16 protein-coding genes are annotated in these 14,361 nt (G+C 71.1%); 11 read left to right on the top strand and 5 right to left on the bottom strand.

What is annotated here, in order from left to right:
- Positions 1-2: 2 nt before the first annotated feature.
- From OHU34_RS14720 to OHU34_RS14705, 4 genes are all read left to right on the top strand, one after another.
- Positions 3-320: a hypothetical protein gene (locus OHU34_RS14720; RefSeq protein WP_054242736.1), complete on the top strand. Its 318-nt coding sequence runs from the start codon at positions 3-5 to the stop codon at positions 318-320.
- A 176-nt stretch (positions 321-496) separates the two neighbouring features.
- Complete coding sequence (locus tag OHU34_RS14715; RefSeq protein WP_073754157.1) at positions 497-865, top strand: WhiB family transcriptional regulator; 369 nt, start codon at positions 497-499, stop codon at positions 863-865.
- Positions 862-1,185, top strand: a complete 324-nt coding sequence (locus OHU34_RS14710) for a hypothetical protein (RefSeq protein ID WP_020130806.1) — start codon at positions 862-864, stop codon at positions 1,183-1,185. The genes OHU34_RS14715 and OHU34_RS14710 overlap by 4 nt, the downstream gene beginning before the upstream one ends.
- A 135-nt stretch (positions 1,186-1,320) precedes the next feature.
- Positions 1,321-1,533, top strand: coding sequence for a hypothetical protein (locus tag OHU34_RS14705; RefSeq protein WP_082412894.1), 213 nt, complete (start codon positions 1,321-1,323; stop codon positions 1,531-1,533).
- 34 nt (positions 1,534-1,567) lie between these two features.
- On the opposite strand, the gene OHU34_RS14700 is transcribed toward OHU34_RS14705, so the two are convergent.
- Both OHU34_RS14700 and OHU34_RS14695 read right to left on the bottom strand, forming a co-directional pair.
- Positions 1,568-2,947, bottom strand: a complete 1,380-nt coding sequence (locus tag OHU34_RS14700) for an AarF/ABC1/UbiB kinase family protein (protein ID WP_142266090.1) — start codon at positions 2,945-2,947, stop codon at positions 1,568-1,570.
- Entirely contained in the window at positions 2,940-4,151 is a 1,212-nt protein-coding gene (locus tag OHU34_RS14695) for a TOMM precursor leader peptide-binding protein (protein ID WP_405766703.1), read from the bottom strand. The genes OHU34_RS14700 and OHU34_RS14695 overlap by 8 nt, the downstream gene beginning before the upstream one ends.
- A gap of 248 nt (positions 4,152-4,399) precedes the next feature.
- Here OHU34_RS14695 and OHU34_RS14690 point away from each other — a divergent pair, with 248 nt between their 5' ends.
- The 4 genes from OHU34_RS14690 to OHU34_RS14675 all read left to right on the top strand — a co-directional run bounded on the left by OHU34_RS14690 (position 4,400) and on the right by OHU34_RS14675 (position 8,260).
- A complete protein-coding gene (locus OHU34_RS14690; RefSeq protein ID WP_037735901.1) occupies positions 4,400-4,999 on the top strand; it encodes a M48 family metallopeptidase in 600 nt (199 codons plus the stop codon).
- A 142-nt stretch (positions 5,000-5,141) separates the two neighbouring features.
- Positions 5,142-6,794, top strand: a complete 1,653-nt coding sequence (locus OHU34_RS14685; protein ID WP_405766701.1) for a TerD family protein — start codon at positions 5,142-5,144, stop codon at positions 6,792-6,794.
- Positions 6,795-6,805: 11 nt separating this feature from the next.
- A complete protein-coding gene (locus OHU34_RS14680) occupies positions 6,806-7,486 on the top strand; it encodes an AIM24 family protein (RefSeq protein ID WP_020130800.1) in 681 nt (226 codons plus the stop codon).
- 18 nt (positions 7,487-7,504) lie between these two features.
- Positions 7,505-8,260, top strand: a complete 756-nt coding sequence (locus OHU34_RS14675) for an AIM24 family protein (protein WP_142266094.1) — start codon at positions 7,505-7,507, stop codon at positions 8,258-8,260.
- A gap of 119 nt (positions 8,261-8,379) precedes the next feature.
- On the opposite strand, the gene OHU34_RS14670 is transcribed toward OHU34_RS14675, so the two are convergent.
- A complete protein-coding gene (locus OHU34_RS14670; RefSeq protein WP_405766697.1) occupies positions 8,380-8,895 on the bottom strand; it encodes an NUDIX hydrolase in 516 nt (171 codons plus the stop codon).
- Positions 8,892-10,343 (bottom strand): zinc-dependent metalloprotease, encoded by a 1,452-nt coding sequence (locus OHU34_RS14665; RefSeq protein ID WP_142266096.1) that lies wholly within the window; start codon positions 10,341-10,343, stop codon positions 8,892-8,894. The genes OHU34_RS14670 and OHU34_RS14665 overlap by 4 nt, the downstream gene beginning before the upstream one ends.
- A 192-nt stretch (positions 10,344-10,535) precedes the next feature.
- On the opposite strand from OHU34_RS14665, the gene OHU34_RS14660 reads away from it, so the two are divergent.
- From OHU34_RS14660 to OHU34_RS14650, 3 genes are all read left to right on the top strand, one after another.
- The gene (locus tag OHU34_RS14660) at positions 10,536-11,645 is read left to right on the top strand and encodes an SDR family oxidoreductase (RefSeq protein ID WP_142266097.1); all 1,110 of its coding nucleotides are present in this window, start codon (positions 10,536-10,538) and stop codon (positions 11,643-11,645) included.
- A gap of 146 nt (positions 11,646-11,791) precedes the next feature.
- Positions 11,792-12,253, top strand: a complete 462-nt coding sequence (locus OHU34_RS14655; protein WP_230194712.1) for a molybdenum cofactor biosynthesis protein MoaE — start codon at positions 11,792-11,794, stop codon at positions 12,251-12,253.
- Positions 12,254-12,579: 326 nt separating this feature from the next.
- Positions 12,580-13,671 (top strand): PDZ domain-containing protein, encoded by a 1,092-nt coding sequence (locus OHU34_RS14650; RefSeq protein WP_142266099.1) that lies wholly within the window; start codon positions 12,580-12,582, stop codon positions 13,669-13,671.
- 9 nt (positions 13,672-13,680) lie between these two features.
- Here the strand turns inward: OHU34_RS14650 and OHU34_RS14645 are convergent, their stop codons facing one another.
- Positions 13,681-14,223 carry a PPA1309 family protein gene (locus OHU34_RS14645; protein WP_235034556.1) on the bottom strand — a complete coding sequence of 181 codons (543 nt, stop codon included), beginning with the start codon at positions 14,221-14,223 and terminating at the stop codon, positions 13,681-13,683.
- Between the last annotated feature and the right edge of the window lie 138 nt (positions 14,224-14,361).

The raw sequence follows: 14,361 nt of genomic DNA, 5'->3' as shown, positions 1-14,361 counted from the left end.
CAGTGATCATCATCAACCGCAGCTCCACCGCCAAACTGACCGATCCCTCGGTCGTCTCCGTGTGCATGCTCGACGCCTCGATCCTGGGCACCGGTCTGTCCGGCATTCGTGCCGACCGGCCGGCGTCCTCCTCCGTTGCCTCCGCGGTTCTTCCCAGCCGCGAGCGCAATGAGCGACCGACCGAGGCACTGGAAGCAGTAGGGGCACAGGCGCACGCCTATGCCTTTACGGCAGCCGGTGCCGGAGCCCGGAAGCAGACGACGCAGCACCACCTGATGTGGGCCTTCCGTGGGCCAGAACCCTGGAGTGATCCAGCCTGATCGTCGATCAGGCCGGCGCCTTCAGGGCCGCGGAACCCACTCGGGATCCGCGGCCCTTCTGTTTGCCCCGAACACGGGGACAGCGGAGCGAAGGGGCCTCGGGACAAGAAAAGAACCCGGTACCCAGCCGACACCCGGTCCTACAGGACCGGACCGACAGACGAGGAAAGACGACCGTGCAACTCGAAGCGCACGCCCCGTCAGTACCGCCTTCCGAAACGATCCCCCCGCCCGGCCTCACGGAGGACCCCACCTTGACCCCGCTCACGGCGCTCACCGCGCTCGACGACGCCATCGAGAACCTCGGCGTACCCGTCCCCTGCCGCTCCTACGACCCGGAGGTCTTCTTCGCCGAGTCGCCGGCCGACGTCGAGTACGCCAAGTCCCTCTGCCGCACCTGCCCGCTGATGGAGGCCTGCCTCGCCGGCGCCAAGGAGCGGCGCGAGCCCTGGGGCGTCTGGGGTGGCGAGCTGTTCGTCCAGGGTGTCGTCGTCGCCCGGAAGCGGCCGCGTGGCCGCCCGCGCAAGAACCCGGTCACGGCATGAACACCGCAGGAACGATCGACCGCCCCCTCACGCAAGACCCCAAGAAGCAGGCCCCGATGAAGCCGTTCCCCAGCGAGCCCGCAGGCTCCGCGATCGAAGACATCACCACCACCGGCGCGTACGACTCGCGTCAGAACAGGACACGCGAGATGCAACTCATCCCAGAAGCCCTGGCTCGTGCGCATATGCACGACCGACTGCACGAGGCCGAGCGGGAACGCCGGGCACTGCGCCTGGCGACCGCTCGCCGGATGCAGCGACGGGCCGAGCGCGCCTCGCTGCGCGCCCGGCGTGCGCTCGCCATGGCCGTGATGCAGTAACCACACCCACCTGAAGCGGTGGCCTCCCGACAGGGGAGGCGAAGCTCTCCCTGCGGGGGCCGGTCCGTCCGAACGGACCGGCCCCCGCGGTGCGTTGTGCGGAGGATCCACCGCCCCGGAGTTATCGTCCCGAAGATGACGAGTCCTCCCGGAGACGGTGACCGAGGCGCTTCCCCGACGGAGCCCCGCCCCCTCGTGTGTGCCCGCTGCGGCGCCCGGGCGCAGGAGCCCCCGCCCGTCACCTGGACCTGCTCCGTGGAGAACGGCGTCCGGCGCTACTTCTGCGAGGCCTGCGCGCGCGAGAACCTCAGGGCGATCGAAGGCCGACTGGACTCGGAGTGGTGGTGAATCGCGTCACAGCCCGGTCAGCGGGTCCAGGCGCTCACGCCTCCGCGGCCGACTCCTCCGCCTCGAAAGCCTCCAGGACCTCCGCCGCGAGGAAGCCGGGCAGCCACTCCTCCAGTTCCTCGCGCAGCCGCACCGTCGCGCCGAGCTGGCACAGCACGCCGATCGTGCTGAGCGTCACCCGGTGTATCAGGAGATAGGCCGGCGGCAGGTTGAGCTGCTTGCCCAGCTGATGTGCGGGGGAGCGGAGGTCGGCGATCCGGGCCGCCTGGCTGCGCATCCAGCCGCGGCTGAACGTGAACTCCTCCACCTGGGCCGGCTCGATGATCGGCAGGAGGTAGTCGAGGACCGCGTCGGGATCCAGCTCGATGGAGTCCTTGACGAAGCCCTCCGTACGCAGGAGTTCGTAGACCGCCTGCGCGTCACCGTCGAGGGTCATGCGCAGGGACTCGCCGATCGGGTCCGGCAGACCGCCCGGGAGCCGGTCCACCGTGCCGAAGTCCAGGACGCCCAGGCGCCAGTCGTCCTCGCCGTCCGGTCCGCCCGGCAGGAGGCGGAAGTTGCCGGGGTGCGGGTCGGCGTGGAGCAGGCCGGTGCGGGCCGGTCCGGAGAAGAGGAACCGGGACAGCAGTTGGCCGGCCCGGTCGCGCTGCTCCTGGGTGCCGTCGGTGATCACCTCGGACAGGGGCACACCGTCGATCCACTCGGTGACCAGGACCTGCTCGCGCTGGTGGACCACCGCCGGGATCACCACGTCGGGATCGTCGGCGAACTCCTCCGCGTGGGCCTGCTGAGCCTGTGCCTCCAGGCTGTAGTCGAGCTCCTCGGAGACCCGGTCCTTGAGCTCGGCGATCAGCGGCTTGACGTCCATGCCCGGGATGAGGGGGCCCAACAGGCGTGCGAAACGGCTGAGTTGGTTCAGGTCGGACAGCAAGGCCTCGCCCGCCCCGGGGTATTGGACCTTGACCGCGACCTCCCGGCCGTCGTGCCACACCGCTCGGTGCACCTGGCCGATCGAGGCCGCCGCGGCCGGCTTGTCGTCGAACTCCAGGAACAGCTCGGGCCAGTTCTCGCCGAGCCGCTCCGCGAGCACGGAGTGCATCGTGCGGGTCGGCATCGGCGGCGCGGCGTCCTGGAGCTTGGTGAGGGCCGCGCGGTAGGGACCGGCGACCTCCTCGGGCAGGGCGGACTCGAAGACGGACATGGCCTGCCCGAACTTCATCGCACCGCCCTTCAGCTCGCCGAGCACCTTGAACAGCTGCTCGGCGGTGCGCTGCTGCAGTTCGCGGCCGACGATCTCCGCGGACTCGCCCACGATCCGCTTGCCCAGACCCCAGGTCGCTCGCCCGGCGAAGCCGAGCGGGAGCGCGGCGAGTTTGGCGGTCCGGGTGACCGCCTTCCGGGGAAGATCAGACATGCGCCCTCCAAGTACCGGCCAGCCGCGCGGCGTCCGTCGTACGGCAGAACTCCTGCGAATGCTGCACTGCCATTGTCGCGTGCGTTCCCCGGTCCTCGGAGATGTGTTCCTGCTTACCTTTCTGCGCGGCCCCGCACGGACAGGCCGAATGGGGCCATACCGGACGGGCGTGCCACTGGAGGGCGGGAACGGAAACCTCCCAGCGGGCGCCGGCGCTCGACGGGGTCCGGCCGTCGAGGAAGGTGAGCGCGTGGGCGGCGGCCAACCCGGCGACGGTCGTGGCCAACGTCACATCGCAGGCGCGCGCCGAGCGCCTTCTCCCGGAGTGCCACTGGGCGACCAGCCGCGGCCAGGCCGGGTCCTGGTCGGTGCGCTCCTGATGCAGACAGCCCGCGCAGCCCGTCTCACCCGGCAGCACGAGCGGGCCGACGACGCCCGTCCCCTCGACGACCCCCGCATAGAGGTGTGGTGTGCCCGAGGCGATCAGAGGCTCCGCCTCCGAGGGGGCGGGCGCGTGCACGGACACGTCGTCCCGCGGAGTGATGATCACGAGCGAGAAGCCGGGTGTGTCCGCCTCGGCCGGTGACTTCGGGCCTCTGCGGGGTGCGGGGCCCGGGGCGGCCCGGCGTACGGCGTGGCGGGCGGACTCGTCCCGACGCTCGCCGACCGACTCGGCGGACAGACCGCCCGGTGCGATGTCCCCCGGCTCGACCCGGCCGCCGTCCCGCACGTCCACCTCACCGACCCCCGCACCCGAGAGCAGCGCCGCCAGCACCACGCCGACCCGGCCCGCGCCCCGCACCTGGACCCGCAGCCGGCGCCGGACGGCCAGGTGCTCGATCGCGTCGCCCGGCTCCGCGGTGAGGAGGGACAGCGCGGCGAGGTCGGGGCGCAGCCGGTCCAGGACCTCTTTGCGCTCCCGCAGATCGGCGGCCTCCGGCCCGCCGCCGCGCGCGTCGTCGAGCAGCCCCGCCCGCGCCAGCCGCTCCACCAGCCGGTCGACATGACCGTCGGGCAGGTCCATGCGGCGGCCCTCCTCGCGCAGCAGCTCCAGCCCGCGGGTGCCGTCCAGCAGGTCGAGGAAACTGCCTGTCGCCGTGTCCACCGGGCCGAGTGTCAGCGCGTGCGCCGGTGTCATCCCGAACTGCACCGTGTTGAGGTCACGCCAGCCGCGCCGCAGCGCGGGCTTCACCATCGGATGCATCAAAGGCCCCCGTATGCCTTATGCCTGAAAACTCCCCGTCACCTCGGCGGAGCGGGAGCGTGAGGGTGTCCTCGCTCCGCCGACGGGTGCCAGCATGCCCGGACCCGTCCGAGCGCGCCGAAAGTTGTCCACAGGCAGGGGCGTTCATCGTACAAATCCGTCGTACGAGGCAAACGCGGCACGACGGATCGGAACCTGGCCGTCCCGGAGTCGGGACTTCCCCCGTGTGCAGCGGGTAACGTCGGGGCGTGTCCGCCGACCCATTGCACCGCGCCGGAACACCACAGCGCAGCACGACGAGCCAGCCGCCGAGCGGCTCACGAACGAGCGCGATCGAGGTCCGCAGAAGCGCCCGTCGACGTCGGACGGTCTCCGCGTACCGCGAGGGCGATCGCACCATCGTGCTCATCCCTGCCCGGATGTCCGAGGCGGAGGAGCAACGCTGGGTGAGCGTCATGCTCGACAAGCTCGCCGCCCAGGAGAGCCGGCGCGTCCCGGGCGACGCGGAGTTGGCCGAGCGCGCCGAGCGGCTGTCGGCCCAGTGCTTCGGCGGCCGGGCCCGGCCCGCCTCGGTCCGCTGGGTGACCAACCAGAACACCCGCTGGGGCTCGTGCACACCGGCCGAGGGCAGCATCCGCCTGTCGCACCGCCTGAAGGGCATGCCCGAGTACGTCATCGACTACGTCCTCGCCCACGAGCTCGCGCATCTGCTCGTGCCCGGTCACGGCCCCGACTTCTGGCGGCTGCTGGAGGCGTACCCGCGCACCGAACGCGCCCGGGGCTACCTCGAGGGCGTCGTCGCGGCCGATCGGCTGCCCCACCTGCCCGCCGCCGCCGACGAGGAGTGACCTGCGGCGTAGGCGGTGAGTCCGTCCCCCGGCACGTGAGGTTGGTTGTGTACCGGGTCTGTACCGACATCGTGCGTTGTCCGACTTTGCCGTTAGCCTGACGCAACGCATTCACAATCGGGATGGGGGACGGTCGTTACGCATGCCCAGGGAATTCCAGCGCGGCCACAAGGCCAGGATCAGTGACCTCACCGCGGGCACCGATCTGTACGTAGGCGTGCAGATCACCGCTCCCGGCCTGACCTTCGACATCAGCTGCTTCGGCCTCGACGCCGAAGAGCGGCTTTCGGACGACCGGTACTTCATCTTCTTCAACCAGCCGAAGTCGCCCGAGGAGTCCATCCAGCTCCTGGGCGCCCAGGCGGGCGACACGGAGTCCTTCCGCATCACCCTCGACCGGATTCCGCCGCAGATCCAGAAGCTGTCCTTCACGGCGACCCTTGACGGCGCCGGGCAGATGTCGCAGATCAGCCCCGGCTATCTCCGCATCGTCGCGGGCGGCGAGGAAGTGGCCCGCTACGCGTTCAACGGCTCCGAGTTCTCCAGCGAGCGGGCCGTGATGCTGGGTGACTTCTACCTGAAGGACGTGTGGCGGTTCGCCGCCGTCGGACAGGGCTTCGACGGCGGTCTGGACGCGCTGCTGAAGAACTTCGGCGGCGAGGTCGCGGAGGAGGAGGCGCCCGCCGCGCCGCAGCAGCCGCAGGCCGGTGCCGCCACTCCCGGCTTCGCTCCGCCCGCCTTCGGCGCACCGTCGGCGCCCGCTCCGGCGCAGCCGCAGCCCGCCGCGCAGGGCTTCGCGCCCCCGCCCGGCGCGACCCCGCCGGCGCCCGCGCCCTCGGTGCACGCCGCGCCGACCATCGTCGCGCCCCTGACCCCGCCCGGCGGCGGCCACGTACCGCCTCCCGCTCCGGCCCCGGCGCCGTACGGCCAGCCGCCCCAGCCGCAGCCGTACGGTCAGGGCCCCGCGCCGACCGCGCCCATGCCCCCCGGCTACGGGCAGCAGCCTCAGGCGCCTCAGGCCCCGCCCGGCTACGGTCAGCCGCCCCAGCCGCCCGGCTACGGTCAGCAGCCCCCGTTCGGGCAGGTCCCGGGCCAGCAGGCCTACGGCGTGCCGCAGGGCGCGCCCCAGGGCGGTGCCGGGGTGGCCGCCGCGCTCCAGCAGTTCAAGGAGACGCCCACCGGACAGCGCTGGACGCAGCAGAACCGGAAGCTGGTCCGCGTCGACCTCGGGATGGGAGGCCAGCCCGTGCTCGCCCGCCAGGGCAGCATGGTCCTCTACCAGGGCAAGGTCGACTTCAGCTACAAGGGCGCCGGGTTCGCGGGCCGGATCGTCGGCAACGCCACCGGTCAGGAGATGCAGCTGATGCGCTGCACCGGCCAGGGACAGGTGTTCCTCGCCGAGAACTCCACGATGCTGCACCCCATCGAACTCCAGGGTGACGGCATCTGCGTCTCCGCGGAGAACGTCCTCGCCTTCGACGAGAGCCTCCAGTACGAGGTCCGTCGCATCGAGGGGCACGGCATCCCCGGCGGCGCCCTGTTCACCATGCAGTTCACGGGCACCGGCACGATCGTCGTCAAGACGCACGGCACGCCCGTCGTCCTGCCGGTCACCCCCACCACGTTCGCCGACTGCAACGCCGTCGTCGCCTGGTCGTCCGCCGCCCAGGTGGTCGTCTCCAGCCAGGTCCGCATGCGGCGCAACGCCTACCCCGGCGACACCGGGGAGAGCGTCAACCTCCAGTTCCGGGGCGCTCCCGGCAACTTCATCGTCGTCCAGCCGTACGAGGTCTGAGGGAGCCCGTCATGAACCAGCCACTCGCGGGCTACGCCCCCGCACCCGTCACCGCCCGTATGGAGAACCACGGCAACCACATGCTGAAGGTCGCCCTCCAGACCGGGAACGACCTCCTCGCGCGCGTGGGCTCGATGGTCGCCTACGAGGGCTTCGTGCAGTACGAGCCCAACCCGCCGGCCGTGCGCCAGATCGCGCGCGACTGGATGACCGGCGAGGGCGCGCCCCTGATGAAGTGCTCGGGCGACGGACTGCTCTACCTCGCCGACTACGGCGCCAACGTCGTCGTGATCAACCTCAACGGCGACGGCATCTCCGTCAACGCCACCAACCTGCTCGCCTTCGACGCGCACCTCACCTGGGGCGTCGAGCGCGTCAAGGGGCTCGCGAAGTTCGCCGGCCAGGGCCTGTGGAATACCAAGATCTCCGGACAGGGCTGGGTCGCGCTGACCTCCCGGGGCAAGCCGATCGTCGTCGACTGCGGCGGCGGCGAGGACGAGACGTACGTCGACCCCGACGCGCTCGTCGCCTGGTCGCCGAACCTCAAGGTGAAGGGCAAGCGCAGCTTCAAGGCGCAGTCGCTCATCGGCCGGGGCAGCGGCGAGGCCTACCAGATGGCCTTCTCCGGCCAGGGCATCGTCGTCGTCCAGCCCAGTGAGGACAGCACCGACCGCCTCCGGGTCCGGGGCTGAGGGGGAGCCAGAAACGCCATGCAGAGCTCACTTTTCGCGCACAACGACTCGCAGACCCAGGAGCGCTGGAGTCTCCAGAACAAGCAGATGCTCCGGGTCAGCATCGAGGGCCACGACGACATCCTCGCCCGCAAGGGCACGATGGTCGCCTACCAGGGCCTGATGGAGTTCGACGCCGAGTACCAGAACAACCAGCAGGGACGCGCGCGTGCGCACACGGGTGAGGGCCTGGACCTGATGCGCTGCCACGGGCAGGGCACGGTGTACCTCGCCAACCTCGCCCAGCACGTGCACGTCATGGACGTGGAGCAGGACGGCCTGACCGTCGACAGCAGCTATGTCCTGGCCATGGACTCCTCGCTGCACCACGAGGTCATCGCCGTCGACAGCCTCTATGGCATCTCCGGCTCCGGGAAGTACCAGCTCAACATCACCGGCCGCGGCAAGGTCGCTCTGATGACCTCGGGCGCGCCGCTGATGATGCAGGTCACGCCCGACAAGTACGTCAACTGCGACGCCGATGCCATCGTGGCCTGGTCCACCGGGCTGAGGGTGCAGATGCAGGCCCAGACGCACTCCTCCGGAGTGTGGCGCCGGCGCGGCAACACCGGTGAGGGCTGGGAGCTCAGCTTCATGGGCTCCGGCTACGCGCTCGTCCAGCCCAGCGAGCTGCTGCCGCCGCAGAACGCCCAGATCGGCTCCGGGTTGGCCGCCCAGTACGGCATGGGACAGCAGGGCGTACGGCAGCAGAACCAGGGCAACGCCTGGAGCTGACCGTCCGGAAAGCAGACGTGAGGGGCGGCCGCTTGGCGGTCGCCCCTCACCCGTCTCGGCTCACAGCCGCCCGTCACCCACCTTCCGGCTCACCGCCGTCCCTTCAGCCGCCTTCCGGCTCACAGCCGCGCGCGAGTCGCCTCCAGCAGGCGTACGACCGACTCGTCGGCCACGCCCGCGACCTCGTCGTAGGCGAACCAGCGCAGGTCGAGGGACTCGTCGCTGATGGCCTCCACGGCCCCGGCCGGAGCGAGCGCCGCGTACTGGACGTCGTAGTGCCACGCGCACGGCGTGGGATGCAGGTCCAGGCGCACGGGGCCGCCGGGCAGCAGGGCCAGCCCCCCGATGCCGGACTCCTCGGTCGCCTCGCGCAGAGCGGCGGCCCGCACGCTCTCGTCGGCCGGCTCGCAGTGGCCGCCCATCTGGAGCCACATCCGCATCTTCTTGTGCAGGGTCAGCAGCACCCGGCCGCGCTCCGGGTCGATCACCAGCGCGCTCGCCGTGACGTGGCCGTCCCCGCAGGTCTTCCACATGCCGTCCGGGTGCGCCCCGAGGTGGTCCAGATAGGCCTGGCGCAGCTCTTCCTGGCCCTCGTACCCCTTCAGGACGAGGACCGCGTCGTCGTACAGGCTCACTCGGTGTCGTCGTCCTTGGAGTCGGTCCCGGGGTCGTCCTTCTTCAGGTTCGGCTTCTCGCCGGAGCCGCCGCTCGCCGCCTCGCCGAGCATCTTGTCCAGCTCGGAGAAGTCCAGGTGCTCGCGGTGCACGAAGCCGTCGGGGTCGTCCAGGTCGGACGCCGTGGGCAGCATGTCCGGGTGGGCCCACAGGGCGTCACGGCCGTCGACCCCGCGCGCGTCGGTGAGGGACGCCCACAGGCGGGAGGCGTCACGCAGGCGTCGCGGACGCAGCTCCAGGCCGATCAGCGTCGCGAACGTCTGCTCCGCCGGACCGCCCGACGCGCGACGTCGGCGCAGCGTCTCGCGCAGGGCGTCCGCGGACGACAGACGGGGTTTCGCGGCCGCGTGCACCACCGCGTCCACCCAGCCCTCCACGAGCGCCAGGGCCGTCTCCAGACGGGCCAGGGCGGCCTTCTGCGCGGGGGTGTCCTCCGGCTGGAACATGCCCTGCTGGAGGGCGTCCTGCAACTGCTCCGGATTCTGCGGGTCGAACTGACCGACCACGTCCTCCAGCTTGGCCGTGTCGACCTTGATCCCGCGCGCGTAGCCCTCGACGGCGCCGAACAGGTGCGAGCGCAGCCACGGCACATGCGCGAACAGACGCTGGTGGGCCGCCTCGCGCAGCGCGAGGTAGAGCCGCACCTCGTCCTTCGTCACACCGAGGTCCTTGCCGAACGCCTCGATGTTGACAGGCAGCAGCGCGGCCCGCCCGGCCGGGCCGAGGGGCAGGCCGATGTCGGTCGAGCCGACGACCTCGCCCGCGAGCACGCCTACGGCCTGGCCGATCTGCGAGCCGAACATCGCGCCGCCCATCGAGCGCATCATGCCGATCAGCGGGCCGGCCATGGCCTGCATCTCCTCCGGCAGGACATCGCCCATGGCCGCGCCTACGCGCTCGGCGACCGGGTCGACGAGCTCCTTCCACGCGGGCAGGGTCGCCTCGACCCACTCCGCGCGGGACCACGCCACGGCCGTGCCCGCGCCGGACGGCAGGGACGTCGCGTCGTCCAGCCAGAGATCGGCCAGACGGACGGCCTCCTGGACGGCGGTGCGCTCGGAGGGGCCGACGCTGGCGTCCTTCACGCCGTCGGCGGTGCCCTGGGCGACCGTCTGGCGGGCGATCTGCTTGGCCATGTCCCAGTTCACCGGGCCGCCCTCGTAGGAGAGCATCTGGCCCAGCTGCTGGAAGGCGGCGCCCAGGTCGTTGGGGTTCAGTGAACCGAACATAGCGGCGAGCGGGTTGTCCGCACCGGGGGCGCCGAAGCCTCCGGCGCCGGGCAGCCCGCCGAAACCGAACGGGTTGGCCGGTCCCTGACCACCGCCGCTCTGCGGGTCCCTCTTCTTGCCCTCGTCGCCGTCTTCCGGCTCCTCCGGCGGAAGGCCGAATCCGAATGGGGTGTCACTCACGGGGTTCCTCGGCTGGTAAGGCCACCGGTTCTCGGCCGGCGGCGACTGCCCTGCAACACCACCCAGCGTAGACACCCCGGCTCGATCGGGCCTCGGTGCTTCGCCGACTCCTGGCCTGCGGCAGGATGGATGCCACCTGGTACGTACGCTTCACTCGCGCCCGTATGCCATGACAACCGCTGGAGACACCTGGTGAGTTCCCCAGATCCGCAGGTTCGCGCAGCGCGAAACCACTCAACCCCGGCCGGCGCGCGCGGGCCCGTCGTGGCCGTGACCGGCGCCGCGACCGGGATCGGCGCGCTGTTGACCGAGCGGCTCGCCGCGTCGGAGGAGGTCAAGCAGGTCGTCGCCATCGACGAACGGCGCGGCGAGTGCGACGCGGCGACCTGGCACATCCTCGACGTCCGCGACCCGGCGATCGCCGACAAGCTGCGCGGCGCGGACGTCGTGGTCCACCTCGCGCTCGACCTCGACCTGGGGAGTGACGCCGCCGCCCGGACGGCCTACAACGTGCGGGGCACGCAGACCGTGCTGACGGCCGCCGCGGCGGCCGGGGTGCACCGGGTGGTGCTGTGCACCTCCGCGATGGTCTACGGCGCGCTCGAGGACAACGAGCTGCCGCTCTCGGAGGACGCCGAGCTGCGGGCCACGGCGGAGGCGACCGGCGTCGGGGACCTCCTGGAAATCGAACGGCTGGCCCGGCGTGCGCCCCGGGCGCATCCGGGGCTCAACGTCACCGTGGTGCGGCCCGCGGTGCTGGTCGGCGGTACGGACACCGCGCTGACGCGGTACTTCGAGTCGCCGCGGCTGCTGGTCGTCGCCGGATCGCGGCCGGCCTGGCAGTTCTGCCATGTCGAGGACCTGGTGAGCGCACTGGAGTACGCCGTCCTGGAGAAGGTCGACGGAGAACTGGCCGTCGGCTGCGACGGATGGCTGGAGCAGGAGGAGGTCGAGGAGCTCAGCGGCATCCGGCGCATGGAGCTGCCGTCGGCGGTCGCGCTGGGCGCCGCCGCCCGGCTGCACCGGATCGGGCTGACGCCGTCCCCCGCCGGGGACCTGGCCTACACGATGTACCCCTGGGTGGTGAGCGGGAGCCGGCTGCACGACGCGGGGTGGCGGCCGCGGTGGACCAACGAGGAGGTCCTCGCGCAGCTGCTGGAGGAGGTGGCCGGACGGCACACCGTCGTCGGCCGGCGGCTCGGGCGCAAGGACGCCACCGCGGCGGGCGCGGCGGGCGCGACGGTCGCTCTGCTGGGTGCGGCGGCCGTGGTGCGGCGGGCCCGGAAGGCCCGGCGGCGGTGAGCGTGGGGGGCGCGCGGGGCGCATTTTCACCCCCGCGGCCCCTTCCTCGGACGGGCTGACTTTGGAGGTCGCTCCAAAGGCGCACGCGTGTGTGCCGGGTGATCACGCTATTTCGCCTGCTTCCCGGGGTGCGGCACGATGGGGGTATGGCAGCCATCGACGACCATCCCGGCGAGCGGGCAGCGCAGGACCCCATCAAGCTGATCGCCGTTCGTGACACCGCACTCTCCCTGGACGAAGTCTTCAAGGCCGTCGGGGACGACGCGGCGGGCGGGATCGCGCTGTTCGTGGGCACGGTGCGCAACCACGACGGCGGCGCCGACGTCGACGCCCTCGGCTACTCCTGCCATCCCGGCGCGGAGGCGGAGATGCGGCGGATCGCGGAGAAGGTCGTCGCCGAGTACCCGGTGCGGGCGCTGGCCGCGGTGCACCGGGTCGGCGACCTCGGGGTCGGTGATCTCGCCGTCGTGGTCGCCGTCTCGTGTCCGCACCGCGGCGAGGCCTTCGAGGCCTGCCGGAAGCTGATCGACGATCTCAAGCACGAAGTGCCCATCTGGAAGCACCAGAAGTTCTCGGACGGTACCGACGAATGGGTCGGCGCCTGTTGAATCCCTTCCGGTTGCGTAACCGGACCCCTGCCGTGAGCGTTGTCGGTGCGGATGGTTAATCTGCTGATCAGTCAGTTGTGGTGGCTCATAGGGGTTGGGAGGTCGGCATGGCGGCGCTCGTCTGGTTGCTGATTCCGCTTGTCGCCGCTATCGGCGCCGGTCTGTGGGGCACTTGGGCCAACCGCACCCGGAAGGCCCGCAGCGACGGCCCTGAGCTGGACGGATACGCCCGTTTCCGGGCGGCCATGGAGAAGCCCCACTCGCGTACGTGACCCGGGTGGCAGCCCTGACGGTGCGCTGACAGAGGCGTCCCGTAGTGTCGAGACATGCCACGCCGCACCGCGACGATGCTCGCCTCCACCCTGATGCTGATCGCGCTCCTGTGTGCGGGCGTACTCATCCCCGTGCCGTACGCGGAGATGTCCCCCGGGCCGACGGTGAACACCCTGGGCGATCACGGCGGCGAGCCGGTGCTCCAGATCTCCGGGCGCAAGACCTACACGACCAGCGGTCACCTGAACATGACCACCGTGCGGGTCACCAGCGCCGACTACCGGATGAACCTGGTCGAGGCCGTCTACGGATGGCTCGCGCACGACAACAAGGTCGTGCCGCACGACACGCTGTACCCGGACGGCAAGACCGAGGAGCAGTCCACCCAGGAGAACGCCGAGGAGTTCAGCCAGTCCCAGGAGAGCGCCAAGGTCGCCGCCCTGGAGGAGCTGGACATCCCGGTGACGTCCTGGGTGATCGTCTCGACGGTGGTGAAGGGCTCCCCGGCGGAGGGCCGGCTGCACGCCGGTGACGTGATCAAGGCCGTGGACGGCACCGCGGTGAAGGAGCCGGGCGACGTCGCGAAGCTGGTGACCAAGCACAAGGCGGGGGAGAAGGTCGTCTTCCGCATCGTCCCGGCGAAGGACCAGGCGGCCGCCGAGAAGGCGCACAAGACGGCGACCAAGACCCAGGACGTCACCATCACGACCGCGACCTCCGACGACAGCGGCGAGAAGCGGGCCATCGTCGGGATCTCGGCCGGGACCGACCACACCTTCCCGTTCACCATCGACATCAAGCTCGCCGACGTCGGCGGGCCGAGCGCCGGTCTGATGTTCGCGCTCGGCATCTACGACAAGCTCACTCCGGGCAGCCTGACCGGCGGCAAGTTCGTCGCCGGCACCGGCACCATCGACGACACCGGCAAGGTCGGGCCGATCGGCGGCATCGAGATGAAGACGGTCGGCGCGCGCAGTCAGGGCGCCCAGTACTTCCTGACCCCCGCGGAGAACTGCGCGGCCGCCGCCAAGGACACCCCCTCGGGGCTCAGGCTCGTCAAGGTGAACACCATCGACGACGCCCTCGACGCCCTCAAGGACATCCGCGGCGGCGACACCGCGGACCTGCCGAAGTGCGGGAAGTAGCCGGAAGGTCTACTCCGCGAACGTCACCGACAACGCCTCGGCGAGGCCCGGCACCAGACCCGCCCCGGTGAGGACCTCCGTCGGGGCGTCCTTCTCGCGCAGCCGGAGGGCCGAGTCGCGGGTGCCGTCACGCAGGACGCCGACCGTGATCCGGACCTCCTGACGGTCGGGGTGCTCCGCGACCCACCTCGCGAGCTTCTTGTCGCTCAGGCCCTGCGGGACCTGAGCCTCGGCGGACGGGGGCAGCATCAGACGCTCCACGGTGAGGGCACAGCCGACCACCGCGTCGGGCCAGGCGATCGTGGCGAGGAACTCGTCGAGCGGCTTGTCCGTTGGCACTTCGTCCTGCTCGATCGGGGTGAGACCGGTGGTCTCGGGCTCGTCCTGAAGGCCGAGCTGGGCGGCGAGCGACGGTTCCTGAGTTCGCAGCCGAGCGGTGTCTACGAGGGCGAAAAGGCGGGCGGGCTGGTCCCAGCCGAGGCCGGAGGCGTACTCGTCGATCTCGAGTACGGCCCGGGTGAGCGGGCTCGCCGCCATGGGAGTGTTGGACATGGTCACAATCCTGCCTCGTTCAGGGGTGGAATCGGGAACCGAGTAAACGGTGAGTAAGTTGCATAGGTGTGGGCCCCCGATCACCGGGGGCCGCGAACGGTCCACGAACACGCGGGCCTGATGGATCAACTGCGACTT

The sequence above is a fragment of the Streptomyces sp. NBC_00080 genome, from assembly GCF_045041255.1.
In the GTDB taxonomy this organism is placed as follows: Bacteria; Actinomycetota; Actinomycetes; order Streptomycetales; family Streptomycetaceae; genus Streptomyces; species Streptomyces coriariae.
This window is presented reverse-complemented; position numbering and strand designations above follow the sequence as displayed.